A 16,298-nucleotide genomic window follows, 5' to 3' on the forward strand; every position below is an offset into this window, starting at 1 on the left:
GCAAAGAAGAAAGAAGAAGATGTCCGCCCGCACAGGATGCATCCGCCGCTATTGCGCCAGCCGCGCGACCAGTTTTTTCATAAAGTCATGGCCTGCATTGAACTGTGCGACAGTGACATATTCGTTGGGCTGATGCGCCTGGGCAATATCGCCGGGGCCACAGATCACCGCCGAATAGCCTGCAGCCTGGAATTGCCCGGCCTCGGTTCCATAGGTCACCACATGGGTTGCGTTATCACCGGTGAGGCTGCGCACCAGTGTTTCGGCCTCGCCTGCCTCTTCCGGCACCAAACCGGGCACATGAAACGCCTGGGTCACATCAATACGCGCCTCGGGGTGGATCGCCTGCATCCCGGCCTCGACCTTTTTGACCTCGGCCAGATAGGCCTTTTCCCAGTCGTCGCCATTTTCGCCTGGAACCACACGAAAGCCCATCATGAAATGGCAGTCCTTGGCGGTGATATTATTGGCCGTGCCGCCCGAGATCGTGCCGACGTGGCAGGTGGTAAAGGGCGGGTTGAACAGCGCCTGCATCTCGCCCGGCTCCTGCGCCTGGTTTTCTGCGTTGCGCTGATTGGCCCAATCGATCAGCTTGGCGCCCTCCATGATGGCGCTGACCCCGGTGGGCAACAGCGAGGAATGCACCTCAAAGCCGATCACATGCGTGTTGTAGGCATAGGCCCCGTTGTGGCCTGTGACCGCTTGCATCATCGAGGGTTCGCCAACAATCACCGCCGATCCCTTGGGCAGCAGCGGCTGCATGGCTTCGATCATCGGCGGCGCACCGGTGCAGCCGATCTCTTCGTCAAAGCTCAGGCCCAGCTGCAGCGGGCGTTTCACGCCGCGGTGATGTGCCTCGACCAATGCCCAGATCGCCAGGGCGTCAAAGCCCTTCATGTCGCAGGTGCCCCGGCCAAAATATTTACCGTCGCGTTCCACCACGGTAAACGGATCACTATCCCAGGGCTGGCCATCCACAGGCACCACATCAGTATGCCCCGACAGCACGACCGCGCCCTCGATCTCTGGGCCGACATGAGCAAAGAGCGCCGCCTTATGGGGCTGAGCCGGATCCACCCAGCGATGCGCGGTGATGCCATGCCCCTGCAGATAGTCCTGCACCCAATCCACCAGCGGCAGATTGGTGTCACGGCTGACGGTTGGAAAGCTGACCAGATGCTGCATCAGTTCCAGCGGTGTCAAAATAGTCGCCATGCGCTCAATACCCGCTATCGGTGGTCAGCACATAATGGCCTGGCTCGACCTCCTGATACTGCGAAGGTTCGGGCTTATAGTCCAGCCCGTGAATCGGCGACGGGATAGGTTTGAAATTCAGGTCTTTTTCGCTCTTGCGGCGATGCGGATCGGCAATGGGAACCGCCTTCATCAAGGCCTGGGTATAGGCATGCTGCGGGTTCTCAAAGACGCGGGCACGCGGGCCAAGCTCAACAATACGCCCCAGATACATCACCCCGACCTGATGGCTGACCCGCTCTACCACGGCCATGTCATGGCTGATGAACAGGAAGGACAGCCCCAGATCTGCCTGCAATTCCATCATCAAGTTCAAGACTTGGGCTTGTACAGAAACATCCAGCGCCGAGACGGCCTCATCTGCGACGATCAGTTTAGGGTTCAGCGCCAGGGCACGCGCGATGGCGATTCGCTGGCGCTGGCCGCCGGACATCTCGTGCGGGTAGCGGCGCATGAAACTGCGCGGCAGCTGTACCCGATCAAACAGATTCGCAACCCTATCCTGCAGCTCGGACCCTGACGCCAGGCCATAGTTGCGCAGGGGTTCTGCCACCTGATCCAGCAACTGCATCTGCGGGTTGAGCGACGCAAAGGGATCCTGAAAGATCATCTGCATATCCAGGCGCGCCTTGTGCAGATCTGCATGGTTCAACCCCAGGATATCGCGCCCTTCAAATTCCACCTTGCCCGACAACGGTTCGACCAGACGCAACAGCGACCGCCCGGCGGTGGATTTGCCACACCCCGATTCGCCCACCAATGACAGGGTCTGGCCCTTGAAGACCTTGAAAGAGACATCTTCCACCGCGTGCACATTTGCGACGGTCCGGCGCAGCAAGCCGCCTTTGACGGCGAATCGGGTGGTCAGGTTTTCAACATTCAGCAGCACCTCATTGGTGCCAGTGATCGGCGCGATCTTCTGATCCTCGACCCCCATCAGCTTCATCGGTTCAGGATAGGCCTTACCCTGCATTTCGCCCAGCTTTGGCACCGCAGCCAACAGCGCCTTGGTGTAATCATGCTGCGGGTTTTCAAAGATCTCTTCGACGGTGCCCTCTTCGACCTTGTTGCCGCGGAACATGACGACGACACGGTCCGCCATCTGCGCCACGACGGCCATGTCGTGGGTGATGAACATGACTGCGGTGCCGGTTTCACGTTTCAGCCGATCCATCAGCGCCAGGATCTCGGCCTGAATGGTCACATCCAGCGCGGTTGTCGGCTCGTCCGCGATCAGCAGGCGCGGCTCACAGGCCATGGCCATTGCGATCACCACGCGCTGGCGCATACCGCCCGACAATTCATGCGGATATTGCTTCAGGCGGCGTTCTGGTTCTGGGATGCGGACCTCGCGCAGCAGTTCCAGAGCGCGTTCTTCGGCCTGGGATTGCGACATATCCTTGTGCACCCGCAGCCCTTCGGTGAGCTGGCGACCAACGGTGAACACCGGGTTCAGCGCCGTCATCGGCTCTTGAAAGATCATCCCGATTTCGTTGCCCCGGATATCCTTCATCACCTCACTGGAGGCCTGGGCCAGATCCATTTCGCCACCGTCACGGCGATCAAACATCAGCGCCCCGCTAGTGATCTCTCCGCCGCCAAATTCCACCAGACGCATCAGCGACAGCGAGGAGACGGATTTGCCCGAGCCCGACTCGCCCACGACGCAGACGGTCTCTCCGGGGTTCACATCAAAGGAAACATTCTCGACGCCAACAACCGGGCCATCCTTGGTTTGAAACTCAACCCGCAGGCCTTTGATTTGCGCAATAGGTTGATCAAGCACCTGGCGCCCCCCTGTATCTATTATGTTATGCGGCCCGGTGTCGGGCCTTGCCGAAATCTACGTCGATCTTGGTCTTGCCGTCAAATCTGCCTTTAATAATCTCGAATGGAAAGCCTTGCCGGAAAAAACCTCTGGTAAGACTTGCATTTTCCTCAAACTCTGTTTCGATATGCTCAGTATCTGCCCATCTTGACGGGTCAGCATAGGCCCCGTGATTTGAAAAGCGTCTGTTTTTCAAATTGTTCCGCGCAATGTGAGGCAGAGCGACATCGTATCCGCAGCTTTGCGGCAACAAGCCAGGCCCTGGTTGCCCGGCACAAAAAGACACGTAACGTGTTCGACAAGGAGAGTGTAATGAAACTCAAAACCCTTTTGATGGGTGCCATCGCTTCGGCAGCCGTCGCTCCGGCAGCTTTTGCCGAGCGTGGCGCCGATGGTCAGGTAAATATTATTTACTGGCAGGCCCCTTCGATCATGAACCCCTTTCTGTCCGGTGGGACCAAAGACGTCGAGGCTGCCTCTCTGGTGATTGAACCTCTGGCGCGCTACAATGAAGTTGGTGAAATGGTGCCGTTCCTGGCATCCGAAGTTCCAACCGTGGAAAATGGCGGCGTCAGCGAAGACCTGACCACCATCACCTGGAAAATCGCCCCTGGCATTAAATGGTCCGATGGTACGCCCTTCACATCGAAAGACGTGAAATTCACTGCAGATTACTGCATGGATCCCGAAGGCGGCTGCGCCCAGGTTACCAAATTCGAAGGTGTGACTTCGGTTGAAGCGCTGGATGATCTGACGGTCAAGGTCACCTTTGCCCAGCCAACACCCTTCCCCTATGGCCCCTTTGTTGGCGGCGAAAGCCCCATCATTCAGGCTGCTCAGTTTGCTGATTGCATGGGCGCCAAGGCCCCCGAATGCACCGAGGCCAACTTTGCGCCGCTGGGCACCGGCCCCTTTGTTGTGGATGAATTCAAGCCCAACGATGTGATAACCCTGTCGGCCAACCCCAACTTCCGCGACCCGGCCAAGCCTGCCTTTGCCAAGGTCCTGTTCAAAGGCGGCGGTGATGCAACCGCAGCTGGTCGTGCCGTGATGGAAACCGGCGAATTCGACTATGCCTGGAACCTGCAGCTGGCCCCCGAAGTCGTGGCCCAGATGGAATCCGCCGGCAAGGGCACGCCTGTCGCAGGCTTTGGCCCGCTGGTTGAACGCATCATGCTGAACAACACCAACCCCGATCCGGCGCTTGGCCCGGATGAACGCTCGGTGATCCGCCCGCACCCCTTCTTGGGCGATCCTGCCGTTTACAACGCCATGTCGCTGGCGATCGACCGTCCTTTGCTGGTTGAAATCGGCTATGGCAAAGCGGGTAAAGTCACCTGTAACTGGGTCCCGGCCCCTGCTGCTGTGAACTCTGACACCATGACCTGTGACAAACAGGACATTGCAGCTGCAAACGCGATGCTGGAGGAAGCGGGCTACAAAGACACCGATGGTGACGGCGTCCGCGAAACCCCATCAGGTGTTCCGATGAAGATCCTGTACCAGACCTCGACCAATGCCGTGCGTCAGGATTTCCAGGCTCTGATCAAACAGTGGTGGAGCGAAATCGGTATCGAATCCGAGCTGCGTAACCTCAGCGGTTCCGTGTTCTTTGGTGGTGATCCCGGCTCGCCCGACACCTTCCAGAAGTTCTATGCCGATGTTGAAATGTATGCCAATACCTTCAACGGCACCGACCCGCAGTCCTACCTGGCCAACGGTCTGTGCGACAAGGCACCTTCGCCTGCAAGCCAATGGCAGGGCGAAAACATCTCGCGCTTCTGCAACGAAGAGTATGACGCCCTGCATGCGGAGCTGACAAAAACAGCCGGCGCCGAAGCACGTGCCGAAATCTCCAAGCGCCTGAACGACATCATCGTAACCAATGGTGGTATGATCCCACTGGTTCACCGTGGTCGTCTTTCGGCCCATGCCAACAGCCTGGGTGGCGTTAAGCTCAACGTCTGGGACAGCGAACTCTGGAACGCTGCTGACTGGTACCGCATCAAATAAGCGGATCTTGTAGAAACGGGGCCCCGGTGTTTTCGCCGGGGCCTCTTGCCATCCGCGCCACGTTCCGTTCTATCGCGGACACGCTGGACAGGCCGCACCCAAGGGCTGCGCGCCCTTTCCGGATCAACAATAACACATTGCAAAAGGCGCACGCTCTATGCTGACCTTTACAATCAGGCGACTGGTCCTGTCGGTTCCGACATTGCTGTTCATCAGTCTCGTGATTTTCCTGCTGCTCGAACTCGCCCCCGGCGACCCCATGGCGCAGGTTCCCCTCACAGTTCCCCCCGAAGTCAAAGAAAAAATGCGCGAGGCCCTGGGCCTTGGCCAACCCGCCCCGATCCGGTTCTGGAAATGGCTGGTGCAATTCTTCTGGATTGAACCCCAGGTGATGATTGACCACTATTTTGGCACCACCTTCTCGCAGGGGGATCTGCGGGTAATTTCCTGGCAGACCCGTTCGCCAGTGATGGATATCGTCATCCAGCGGATGCCACAGACCCTGTGGGTTGTTGGCACCGCCTATGTGGTCGCCATCTTCATCGCGCTGCCCATTGGCATCTATTCAGCCTATCGCCAGTATAGCTGGTTTGATCAGCTGGGGACCTTTATATCGATGGTCGGCTTTTCAGTGCCGCCCTTCTTTTCGGGTGTGCTGGTCATCGTGATCTTCTCGGTGCAACTGGGCTGGTTCCCGTCGATCTATGACACCACCCATGTGGTGGATAGCTGGGACAGCTTTGTCTATCAGTTGCAGCAGATGATCATGCCAGTCATGGTGCTGGCGCTGCAGATCACCGCCCAGCTCAGCCGTTTCATGCGCGCCTCGATGCTGGACAACCTGAACCAGGACTACGTGCGCACCGCCCGCGCCAAAGGGCTAAGCGAATATGTCGTGGTCATGGTGCATGTCCTGCGCAATTCAATGATCCCGGTGGTCACCGTGATTGCACTGGGCATCCCGGCAATCTTTGGCGGCGCCATCATCACAGAACAGGTGTTCAAGGTGAATGGTATCGGCCAGCTGCTAATTGGTGCGATCCAGGCCAATGACCTGCCGATGGTGCAGACGCTTACCTTTATCTTTGCCATCCTCATCGTGCTGTTCAACCTGATCGCTGATGTGCTCTATGGCATTCTAGACCCGAGGATCCGCTATGACTGAGCTGAGCAATCCTATCCCAAGCAAACCACCGCGCAGCCAGTGGCTGGACGTCTGGGACCAGTTCAAATCGCACCGCGGCGCCCTGATGGGCGGGATCCTGTTCCTGCTGATCGTGGCAACGGTCTATCTGGGGCCGTTCCTATGGGACATCGATGCAACCCATATCGACATCCGGGCCCGCAACCAAGGGCCCAGCTGGGCGCATCCCTTTGGCACCGATCAGCTGGGCCGCGATATGCTGGCCCGGATGATGGCCGGGGGCTCCACCTCTGTGTCCGTCGGGCTGACGGCAATGATGCTGGCGCTGTTTCTCGGCTCTTTCATTGGTGTTGTCGCGGGCTTTTTCAAACGGCTCGATGGGCCTTTGATGCGGCTGACCGATCTGTTTCTGGCGCTGCCGCTGCTGCCGCTCTTGCTGGTGATGATGCTGTTGTTCCGCGAACCGCTGAACGCCGCCTTTGGGCCAGAGCAGGGCATTTTCATCCTGATCGTCTGCGCCATTGGCATCACCTCCTGGATGCCCACTGCGCGGATCGTTCGCGGCGATGTACTGGCCATCAAGGAACGTGAGTTCGTTCTGGCGGCCCGTTCTATCGGCACCGCCGACAACAAGCTGATCACCCGGCATATCCTGCCCAATGTGTTGTCCCCCATCATGGTTTCGGCCACCTTAGGTATCGCCACCGCGATCATCACCGAAAGCTCGCTTTCCTTCCTGGGTCTTGGCTTTCCGCCCGATTTCCCAACCTGGGGGCGGCTGCTGTTTGATGCCACCGACTATCTCCAGCAGCACCCGGAGCGGGTGTTCTGGCCCGGTATGGCGATTTCTCTGACGGTGCTGAGCGTGAACTACCTTGGCGACGGGCTGCGTGACGCGCTGGATCCACGGATTCGCGGCCGCTAGGAACAGCGGGCAGCAGGGCCTTTGCTGCGGCTCTCGCTGAGACATATTCAAATAAGAAAATAAATGCCGGCCGCCCCTTGGGGCGGCCGATATTTTTTTGCCACGCCGGGCATTGCAGGACAGGGTCCTGCCTAAATCACCATCAACAGAACATCTCTCCTGCGCATTCTGATGAATGCGCCGCCTTCCCCCTTGTCGTGCGGCGCAATTGGCCTCATTTCGGGAAATCATTCCAGTTCAGCTCCACTCTATCGGGAGAGACCCATGTTCGAGACCCTCGGCTTTGAAGAGACAGGACCGCGCGCGGTATCAGTATATTTTGCCATTCTGCTTGGCCTTGGCTTTGGCGGCCTGGCGCAGCTGACACGGTTTTGTTTTCGTCGCGCCCTGGTTGGCGAGGATCGCCGCCAGGCGTCCGGGGTCTGGGCACTGGCACTGGCGGTTTCCGTGCTAGGCACCCAGGCAGCGGTTGCACAGGGATGGATCAGCTTTGACGGTCACCGGCTTTGGGCAGCCGAGCTGCCGATTGTCGCGATTGTTCTGGGTGGGGTGATGTTTGGTGTCGGCATGGTGCTGACGCGTGGCTGCATTTCGCGCCTGACCGTGCTGAGCGGCACTGGCAACCTGCGTGCCCTGCTTTGCCTTGTCGTCTTTGCCATCACCGCCCATGCGACGCTGAAGGGCGTGTTGGCACCGCTGCGCACGGGCCTGGGCGGCATGACCCTGCAGCTGGGCGACTATGCCAGTCTGGCCGCCCTGCCCGGCGGTGCGCCGTTGTGGAGCGCCCTTGTCGCCCTGCCCGCACTCTGGCTGGCGCTGCGATCGCAAAACTCTGGCCTCGCCCTCCTCGGAGGGGCCACGATAGGTGCGCTGGTGCCGCTGGCCTGGGTCACAACCGGCTTTGTGCTATATGACGAATTCGACCCCATCGCGATGGAGAGCCTGTCATTCACCGCGCCAATGTCCGAGACCCTGTTCTACACGATCGCTGCAAGTGCCGTGCCTGCGAGCTTTGGCCCCGGCCTGGTTGCCGGTGTTCTGATCGGTGCGCTGCTGGTCGCTCTGCTGCGGGGGGAGTTCACCTGGCAAAGCTTTGACAGCCCGCGCCAGACCGGGCGTTATATGCTGGGTGCTGCGCTTATGGGTTTTGGCGGGGTTCTGGCTGGTGGCTGCACCCTTGGGGCCGGGCTTGCTGGGATGTCCACCCTTGGCCTCGCCGCGCCGCTAGCCCTGGGTGCCATTGCCCTGGGCGGCGTCACCAGCCATCATCTGCTGCAAAATGCACAGCGCACCGATGGCGCTAGTGAAGCCGTTTCTTCACCCGCCGCACCCCAAGCCAAACCAGGCCCACAACAGGCAGCGTGATCATCGCTGTCATCATCCCCTTGCTCAGCCCCAGCGCCAGGGCAAGGGGATAGGCCAGATAGGCCACCAGCGAGACCGCATAGTAGCTGATCGCCACCACCGACAGCCCTTCGACCGTATGCTGCAGCCGGAGCGCCTGATCGGCGCGCCGATCCATACTGGCCAATAGCGCCTGATTCTGGCCGCTGCGCTCTACATCGACGCGGGTTCGCAACAGCTCTCCGCCGCGACGGGCCCGGTCTGCCAGCCTGGCGATGCGCTTCTCGGTGGATTTCACCGTGCGCATGGCGGGCTCGTAGCGGCGCAGCATGAACTCTGCAAAGAGCTGAAACCCGCCATGGCGCTGCTCTCGCAGCAGGCCGATACGTTGATTGACCAGCGCCTCATAGGCGCCGGTGGCACCAAAGCGGAATTCACACTTCGCTGCCATCGCTTCCAATTCTGCCGAAACCGTCAAAAGCTGCGTCAGCGTCTGTTCCGGTGGTGCGGTGTCAGACGCCATCTCGGCCATCATGCCGCTGAGGTCGCTATCCAGGCGCCCAATCGGCGGCGCGAGGCTACGGGCGCGGGAAAACCCCAGCATCGACATCGCCCGGTAGGTTTCTATCTCGCAGACACGCTGCACCAGACGGCCGATACGCTGTGCCCCGGTCGTGTCATTGGCAAAGAGCGCAAACCGCATATGCCCAGCGGGATCAATGCGAAAATCCCCCGCGATCACCGCGCTGTTTTCCAGCACCTCGGCCACCGCCAGGCTTTCGGGGACAAACCAATCCTGCAGGGCAGTCTTGATGTCGCCATCCTGCGGCCGGGGCAAAACCCGCATCATCAGCGAGGTCACCCGCTGCCCCGGTAGCTGCTCTAGCCAATCCTTGGGAAAAACGTCAAAATCCGCCGGATCAAAGGCACGGGCGCTGACGCCATCGCCATAGAGCGTATAGCTGACAAATTCGGTGTGCTGTTCCCATTTCAGCGCATGGCGCCCCAGCTGAGCCGAATGATGGGTCGCACCCGGCTTTGGATGCGCCGCACCGTGCCGGTCCAGCAATGCCGTCAGATGTGCCATATCAAGCGCGCGATCCCGGTGCACCGCCTGGCGCGGCTGCTTTACCGCAAGATAGATCACCGTGCTGGGACTTTGCATCGCCGGAAAGGGACGCGCGTGCAACTCATTTGCCAGCTCGTAACGCAGCGGGTGGTCTTGGATCGGGGGCATAAACGGCGTCTCCACTAACTTCCGAGACCATAGCGAGCGCAGAAGAACCTGTAAAGAATTCTTTCATTTCAACATGTTACCGGAGTACAATGGTATACAGCGCGCCCAACACCACAGGGAACCGGCTGGCATTACATGGGGCTCTGCCCCCGGCCTACGGCCGCCCCCGGGATATTTTCCGCCAAATGAAGCCATGGCGAACGCGCCCAGGTGGAGCGGAAAAAAAAAGGCGCGCCGGATTTCTCCGCCGCGCCTAGTCAGGGTGGAACCAGGTGCTAATCCTACTGGATCATGCCAAGGAGCTGATCCAGGGAGGCCTTGGCATCGCCGTAGAACATCCGGGTATTGTCCTTGAAGAACAGCGGGTTCTCGATACCGGAGTAGCCAGTGCCCTGGCCCCGTTTGGAGACGAAGACCTGCTTTGCTTTCCAGCATTCCAGAACCGGCATACCAGCGATGGGCGAATTGGGATCTTCCTGCGCCGCCGGGTTGACGATGTCATTGGAGCCAATGACGATTGCCACATCGGTTTCGAGGAAGTCCGCGTTGATTTCATCCATCTCCATGACGATGTCATAGGGCACCTTGGCTTCGGCCAGCAGCACGTTCATGTGGCCGGGCAGACGCCCGGCAACCGGATGGATAGCAAAGCGCACATTTTTGCCTTTGGCACGCAGACGCCGCGTCAGTTCGGCCACATTCTGCTGCGCCTGCGCCACCGCCATGCCGTAGCCGGGGATGATGATGACACTGTCAGCTTCTTCCAGTGCGGCCGCAACCCCATCGGCATCAATGGCCACCTGCTCGCCCTCGACCTCCATCGCGGGACCAGTGCTGCCACCAAAGCCGCCAAGGATAACGCTGATGAACGAGCGGTTCATCGCCTTACACATGATATAGCTGAGAATGGCACCAGAGGAGCCGACAAGCGCGCCAACGACGATCAGCAGGTCATTGCCAAGGCTGAAACCAATCGCTGCTGCCGCCCAGCCAGAGTAGCTGTTCAGCATGGAGACAACCACCGGCATATCAGCACCGCCGATGCCCATGATCAGATGGTAACCGATGAACAGCGCCGCCAGTGTCATCAGCAACAGCGGGACAACGCCACCTGTGTTGAAGTACCAGATCAGTGCAATCAGGGAAATCGCAGCGGCGCCCGCGTTCAGCATGTGACCGCCCGGCAGTTTGACCGCAGCAGAGGTCACCCGGCCTGCCAGTTTGCCATAGGCCACAACCGACCCGGTGAAGGTCACTGCGCCGATGAAGATGCCGAGGAAGAGTTCAACCCGTAGGATGGCCACTTCGACGCTGTCTTTCTTGGCCAGGAGCTTGGCAAAGCCGTCCAGCGCCTGCTTTTGGTCGGCATCCATGGCCATGACGCGACCCAGTTCGACATGGGCGATCACGCCCACAAAAACCGCCGCCAGACCAACCAGAGAGTGCATCGCCGCGACAAGTTCGGGCATCTGCGTCATCTGCACACGTGTTGCCAGCTGGTAGCCGATGACGCCGCCGCCTGCGATCAACAGGATAGACAGCAGCCACAGACCGGAGCCGGGGCCAACAAGAGTGGCAAAGATCGCCAGCGCCATGCCGGCAATGCCGTACCAGACCGCGCGCTTGGCGCTTTCCTGGCCCGACAACCCGCCAAGGCTGAGGATAAAGAGAACAGCCGCAACCACATAGGCGGCAGTGGTAAATCCATATTCCATCTCTGTAGCCTCCTTAAGATTTCTGGAACATGGCAAGCATGCGCCGGGTGACAAGGAAGCCACCAAAGATGTTGATCCCAGCCATAAAGACGGAGAGGGCTGCCAGCAGGATCACCAGGAAGCTGCCCGAACCGATCTGCATCAGCGCGCCCAGAATAATGATCGACGAGATCGCATTCGTCACCGCCATCAGCGGTGTGTGCAGGCTGTGCGCCACGCCCCAGATCACCTGGAAACCAATAAAGACCGACAGCACAAAGACGATGAAGTGCTGCATGAAAGAGGCAGGCGCGACCAGACCAACCGCAAGCAGCAAGGCACCACCGACGGCCAGCAGGGTCACCTGGTTCTTGGTCTGCGCCTTGAAGGCAGCCACTTCTTCGGCACGTTTTTGTTCTGGCGTCAGCTCTGGTGTCACCTCTTTGGGCTTGGCGGCAATCGCCTGCACCTTTGGTGGCGGTGGTGGGAAGGTGATTTCACCGGCATGGGTGACGGTGGCGCCGCGAATGACGTCATCTTCCATGTTGTGATTGACCTGACCGTCCTTTTCGGGCGTCAGATCTGTCATCATGTGGCGGATGTTGGTGGCATAGAGCATCGACGCCTGCGCCGCCATGCGGGATGGGAAATCGGTATAGCCGATGATGGTCACGCCGTTTTCCGTGACGATCTTTTCGTCCATCACGGTGAGCTTGCAGTTGCCGCCCTTTTCCGCCGCCAGGTCAACGATGACCGAACCGGGCTTCATCGCCGCGACCATCTCTTCGGTCCACAGCTCTGGCGCTTCGCGGTTGGGGATCAGCGCGGTGGTGATGACGATATCGACCTCTGGCGCCAGTTCCAGAAACTTGGCCAGCTGGGCCTCGCGGAATTCGGGGCTGGAAACCGAGGCATAGCCGCCGGAAGAAGCACCATCCGCCTGGTCTTCCTCGAAATCGAGATAGACAAATTCGGCCCCCATGCTTTCGACCTGCTCGGCCACTTCGGGGCGCACGTCAAAGGCCAGGGTAATCGCGCCGAGGCTGGTCGAGGTGCCAATGGCGGCCAGACCGGCAACACCGGCCCCTACCACCAGAACCTTGGCTGGGGGCACCTTGCCCGCCGCCGTGATCTGACCGGTGAAGAAGCGGCCAAAGTTGTTGCCCGCCTCGATCACCGCGCGATAGCCCGCGATATTGGCCATCGACGACAGCGCGTCCATCTTTTGTGCCCGGCTGATACGCGGCACCATTTCCATGGCGACAACGCTGGCGCCCTTGGATTTGGCCAGTTCCAGCCCCTCTTCATTGCCACCAGGGTTGAAGAAGGAAATCAGCGTCTTTTTTGAGTTCAGCCGCTTCAGCTCAACCTCGTTTGGCTGGCGCACCTTGGCAATGATGTCAGCCGTCTTCCACAAGCCAGCAGCGGTTTTGATGATTTCGACACCAGCCTCGGCATAGGCTTCGTCGCTGAATCCTGCCAATAGCCCCGCGCCGCTTTCAATGGCACAGTCGTACCCCAGTTTCTGCAGCTGACGCGCAGAGTCTGGCGTCATCGCAACCCGCGCCTCGCCGTTGATCACCTCTTTGGGTGTTCCAATTTTCACCTTTACGGTCCCCCTCGTCCTGCCCGTCTCGGCACTTGCTGAGTACGGATCGAAAAAATAATGACTATCCTGCGCAACATATTTGCGCAACCATTCCGCCGCGACGCCGCATATCGCTGCCGCGCTGCCGCATTTCTGCACCACTCAACAAAAGTGGCACGGATTCTTCAACCGGCCCAGATCATTCACCGCGAGGCTTGGCCCGGATTTTCGCCCCTGCCTGGCATGACAGTCACCCGACCATGACCCGGATCACAGCCAGCGCCGGACCTTTTGCTCATAGCGCGCCCAATCGGCGCGAAAGACGCGGCGCATTCTGTTTTCTTCGGGCAGGATAAAGCGTTTTTCCAGGATCCAGGTCAGCACCGGGATCAGGGGCAGCGCCAGCACCGCATCAAAGTAGAGGATAAGCCCCGCCAACACCATCACATCGCCCAGGTAGATCGGGTTGCGACTGCGGCTGAAAATCCCTGATTGCACCAGCTTGGCAGGGGTCGCATGGGGCAGCACCGTGGTTTTCTGGCGGCGCAGTTCCACCACGGCCAAGGCCATCAACACCAATCCGCCACCAACCAAGAGCCCGCCCAGCAGATCTGCCAGGACCGGCCCAAAGCCGAGCCCCATTGGCAAGAACCGCGCCTGCCCCCAAGCCAAGGCGATACCGGCACCTAACCAGACTGGCGGCAAATCTATCCACTTCATTTCATGTTCTTTCGAAGAGGGCCGAGGCCCGCCAGAGTAATGATAACTGTCCGCCACCCTCCCTGCATCGCGTGGGAAGGTCCAGCATTTCGCCTTGGATGCGCACAATAAAAGAACAGGTTGCCCATTGTTTGGGGGGATATCACAACGTCGTTCCCGGCAGGCGGCATCTGCATGCAACCATCAGGCCTTATGTCCCTGTGTCGCGGCAAAAACGTACTACTCCCATTCCATTTCTTCAAAGACACGGCCCGCGTTCTTTGTTGCCAGTTCATCAAAGGTATCCAGCCCGCGCCAGGCCTCTTGGTCGACATAATAGGCGCCCGCCAGATCGCCGCCCTCGTCGATATGCGCGCCGACTTTTGCCCGCAAGTCAGCCAGATAGTCATAGGTATAGCGCCGCAACTGCGCCAGGTTGGTTGGATGGCCATGGCCGGGGATCACATAGGTCGGCGCAAGGGGTTCCAGCTTGTCGACCCAGGTTTCCATCCAGCAGCTGGTGCAGGTATGGGGAAAGATCGGCAGCATACGTTCATGAAAGGCGATATCGCCGGCGATCATGATCTGCCACTGCGGGATCCAGACCTGAGTGTCCCCCGGATCATGCGCCGGACCAAGATGCAGCACCTGGATATCAACCCCGCCAAGGGTGACCTCATAGCTGTCAGCGAAGCTCAGGTTGGCAGGCTCTACCCGGGTGTCGCCCGCGCGATCGCCGTTGTAGGACTGCATGCGCTGCAAGATGAAATCGCCGTTTTTCTGTACCTCGGCAATCGCATCCTCATGCGCCAGGACATCAACCCCCAGATCGCGCCAATAGCCATTGCCCAGCATCGCATGGCCCTGACCATTTTCATTGATCACCAGCACCACGGGCTGATCCGTCTCTGCCTTGATCTCGGCATGCAGCGCCGCCGCCAGCGCATTGGATGCCCCGGCATTGATCACCACAACGCCTTCGCTGGTCACGATAAAGGAGAGGTTGTTGTTATGGCCTGCATTGTCGTACCCGGGCGGTGCAGTGGCACCGATGGCCGAAAACACATGCGGGATGACCTCAACCGGTTTGGAATAAAGCTCTGACTGCGGGTATTGATCCGCAATATCTTCGCTGGCCAGAACCGAACTGGCCAGGCTGGCAACGGCCAGCGCTGCAAACAGCGGTGTTTTCATAAGGGACCTCCCAAGGACTTAACCTGATACACCCAAATTATTCACTCCTATGAATATGATTGTAAATGCCAAAATCTCCAGCCGCAAAAGGGGCGGATCACCACTTTGACGGAACGGCGCACTTGCGCAAGCAGGCTCCGCCGATAACCTGTCCGAAACAGGAGGAGAACATTATGGATCTGAACGGAAAACACGCATTGGTCACAGGCGGCGGCACTGGCATCGGGTTGGCCATCGCCAGGGCGCTTGCCGACCAGGGTGCCCAGGTCACCATCACCGGACGTCGCCAAGAGGTCCTGGAAGAGGTCGCCACCAAAGGCCTGCATCCCATGGCTATGGATGTGCGCGATGAAGATGACATCATCGCCAAGGTTGCCGCCGCCGTTGACGCCCGCGGCCCCATTCAAATCTGTGTCGCCAATGCCGGCATCGCAGAGGGCAAGTCGCTGCATAAGACCTCGCTGGATTTTTGGCGCAACATGATGTCGACCAATCTCGACGGTGCCTTTCTGACCATACGTGAATGTCTGAAATCCATGCACCAGGCCGACTGGGGCCGCATCATCACCGTGGCCTCTATTGCCGGACTGCGCGGCCTGAAAGGCGGTGCCTGCTACAGTGCCAGCAAACATGGCATGATTGGCCTGACCCGCGCCCTGAGCGAAGATTACATGGGCAGCCAGATCACCGCCAACGCGCTCTGCCCCGGCTATGTCGACACCCCGATCGTGGACCGCAATATCAGCTCTATCGCCACCCGCGCCGGCATCAGCGAAGAAGAGGCTCTGAAGGTCATGGTCAATGCCAACCGTCACCAGCGCCTGATTGAACCCGAGGAAGTCTCGGCGGCGGCCCTGTGGCTCTGTGGTCCCGGATCGCAGTCAATCAACGGCCAGACCATCGAGATTGCCGGTGGGCAGACCTGATGAACCGCGCAGAATTCAATCGTTTCTGCGCTACCTTTCCAGCCGCTGAACATGTGGTTCAGTGGGGCAATTCCGATGTCTGGAAAGCAGGCGGCAAGCTTTTTGCCCTCTGCGGCTGGGCCGATGGCCGCGATGCCTTCACCTTCAAAGCCGGAGAGATCGCCTACGAGGTATTGCAAGAACGCCCCGGCGTTCGCCCCGCGCCCTATCTAGCCTCGCGCGGGATGAAGTGGCTGCAGCAGTTTGATGCCAACGGGCTGGACGACGCCGAATTGCGCGACTGCATTGCCCTATCCTATCAGCTGGTGACGGCTGGGCTGTCAAAACGCAAACGCGCCGAACTGGGTATTCCTGACCCACAGCCTGCCCCGCCACAGAAGGGACCCTAGCATCTGGGCACTGGACAGCCTCATTTTGATCGGATACGAAACACAAAAGCTTTAAGCTTGAAG

The 16,298-nt window shown here is 59.4% G+C and carries 13 protein-coding genes; 6 read left to right on the forward strand and 7 right to left on the reverse strand.

All coding sequences use genetic code 11. The features are described from left to right. Window positions 1-48 precede the first annotated feature (48 nt). Together argE and ACN0VH_RS04760 are read right to left on the reverse strand one after the other, a co-directional pair. Entirely contained in the window at window positions 49-1,215 is a 1,167-nt protein-coding gene (argE, locus tag ACN0VH_RS04755; RefSeq protein WP_417699697.1) for an acetylornithine deacetylase, read from the reverse strand. A 4-nt stretch (window positions 1,216-1,219) separates the two neighbouring features. After that, window positions 1,220-3,040: an ABC transporter ATP-binding protein gene (locus tag ACN0VH_RS04760; protein WP_278920995.1), complete on the reverse strand. Its 1,821-nt coding sequence runs from the start codon at window positions 3,038-3,040 to the stop codon at window positions 1,220-1,222. A 354-nt stretch (window positions 3,041-3,394) separates the two neighbouring features. On the opposite strand from ACN0VH_RS04760, the gene ACN0VH_RS04765 reads away from it, so the two are divergent. The 4 genes from ACN0VH_RS04765 to ACN0VH_RS04780 all read left to right on the forward strand — a co-directional run bounded on the left by ACN0VH_RS04765 (window position 3,395) and on the right by ACN0VH_RS04780 (window position 8,529). After that, window positions 3,395-5,095 carry a peptide ABC transporter substrate-binding protein gene (locus ACN0VH_RS04765; protein ID WP_278920996.1) on the forward strand — a complete coding sequence of 567 codons (1,701 nt, stop codon included), beginning with the start codon at window positions 3,395-3,397 and terminating at the stop codon, window positions 5,093-5,095. Between the two features lie 157 nt (window positions 5,096-5,252). Continuing rightward, on the forward strand, window positions 5,253-6,260 hold the full coding sequence (locus ACN0VH_RS04770) for an ABC transporter permease (RefSeq protein WP_278920997.1): 1,008 nt from the start codon (window positions 5,253-5,255) through the stop codon (window positions 6,258-6,260). Further along, window positions 6,253-7,164, forward strand: coding sequence for an ABC transporter permease (locus tag ACN0VH_RS04775; RefSeq protein WP_278920998.1), 912 nt, complete (start codon window positions 6,253-6,255; stop codon window positions 7,162-7,164). Before ACN0VH_RS04770 ends, ACN0VH_RS04775 begins: the two co-directional genes overlap by 8 nt. Before the next feature lie 264 nt (window positions 7,165-7,428). After that, complete coding sequence (locus ACN0VH_RS04780; protein WP_417699700.1) at window positions 7,429-8,529, forward strand: YeeE/YedE family protein; 1,101 nt, start codon at window positions 7,429-7,431, stop codon at window positions 8,527-8,529. Here ACN0VH_RS04780 and ACN0VH_RS04785 read toward each other — a convergent pair. The 5 genes from ACN0VH_RS04785 to ACN0VH_RS04805 form a co-directional block, all read right to left on the reverse strand. Next, window positions 8,465-9,745 (reverse strand): DUF3422 family protein, encoded by a 1,281-nt coding sequence (locus tag ACN0VH_RS04785; RefSeq protein ID WP_278921000.1) that lies wholly within the window; start codon window positions 9,743-9,745, stop codon window positions 8,465-8,467. The genes ACN0VH_RS04780 and ACN0VH_RS04785 overlap by 65 nt on opposite strands. Window positions 9,746-10,026: 281 nt before the next feature. Then, window positions 10,027-11,460, reverse strand: a complete 1,434-nt coding sequence (locus ACN0VH_RS04790) for an NAD(P)(+) transhydrogenase (Re/Si-specific) subunit beta (RefSeq protein WP_417699702.1) — start codon at window positions 11,458-11,460, stop codon at window positions 10,027-10,029. A gap of 13 nt (window positions 11,461-11,473) precedes the next feature. After that, window positions 11,474-13,045: a Re/Si-specific NAD(P)(+) transhydrogenase subunit alpha gene (locus ACN0VH_RS04795; RefSeq protein ID WP_278921002.1), complete on the reverse strand. Its 1,572-nt coding sequence runs from the start codon at window positions 13,043-13,045 to the stop codon at window positions 11,474-11,476. A 252-nt stretch (window positions 13,046-13,297) separates the two neighbouring features. After that, complete coding sequence (locus ACN0VH_RS04800; protein WP_278921003.1) at window positions 13,298-13,747, reverse strand: methyltransferase family protein; 450 nt, start codon at window positions 13,745-13,747, stop codon at window positions 13,298-13,300. 219 nt (window positions 13,748-13,966) lie between these two features. After that, complete coding sequence (locus ACN0VH_RS04805) at window positions 13,967-14,920, reverse strand: MBL fold metallo-hydrolase (protein WP_417699704.1); 954 nt, start codon at window positions 14,918-14,920, stop codon at window positions 13,967-13,969. Between the two features lie 173 nt (window positions 14,921-15,093). On the opposite strand from ACN0VH_RS04805, the gene ACN0VH_RS04810 reads away from it, so the two are divergent. Both ACN0VH_RS04810 and ACN0VH_RS04815 read left to right on the forward strand, forming a co-directional pair. Next, window positions 15,094-15,846 (forward strand): SDR family NAD(P)-dependent oxidoreductase, encoded by a 753-nt coding sequence (locus ACN0VH_RS04810; RefSeq protein WP_278921005.1) that lies wholly within the window; start codon window positions 15,094-15,096, stop codon window positions 15,844-15,846. Beyond that, window positions 15,846-16,235, forward strand: coding sequence for an MmcQ/YjbR family DNA-binding protein (locus ACN0VH_RS04815; RefSeq protein ID WP_417699706.1), 390 nt, complete (start codon window positions 15,846-15,848; stop codon window positions 16,233-16,235). The genes ACN0VH_RS04810 and ACN0VH_RS04815 overlap by 1 nt, the downstream gene beginning before the upstream one ends. The last annotated feature ends 63 nt before the right edge of the window (window positions 16,236-16,298 follow it).

Origin of the sequence: Pseudophaeobacter sp., from assembly GCF_048267565.1 — a bacterium.
In the GTDB taxonomy this organism is placed as follows: Bacteria; Pseudomonadota; Alphaproteobacteria; order Rhodobacterales; family Rhodobacteraceae; genus Pseudophaeobacter; species Pseudophaeobacter profundi.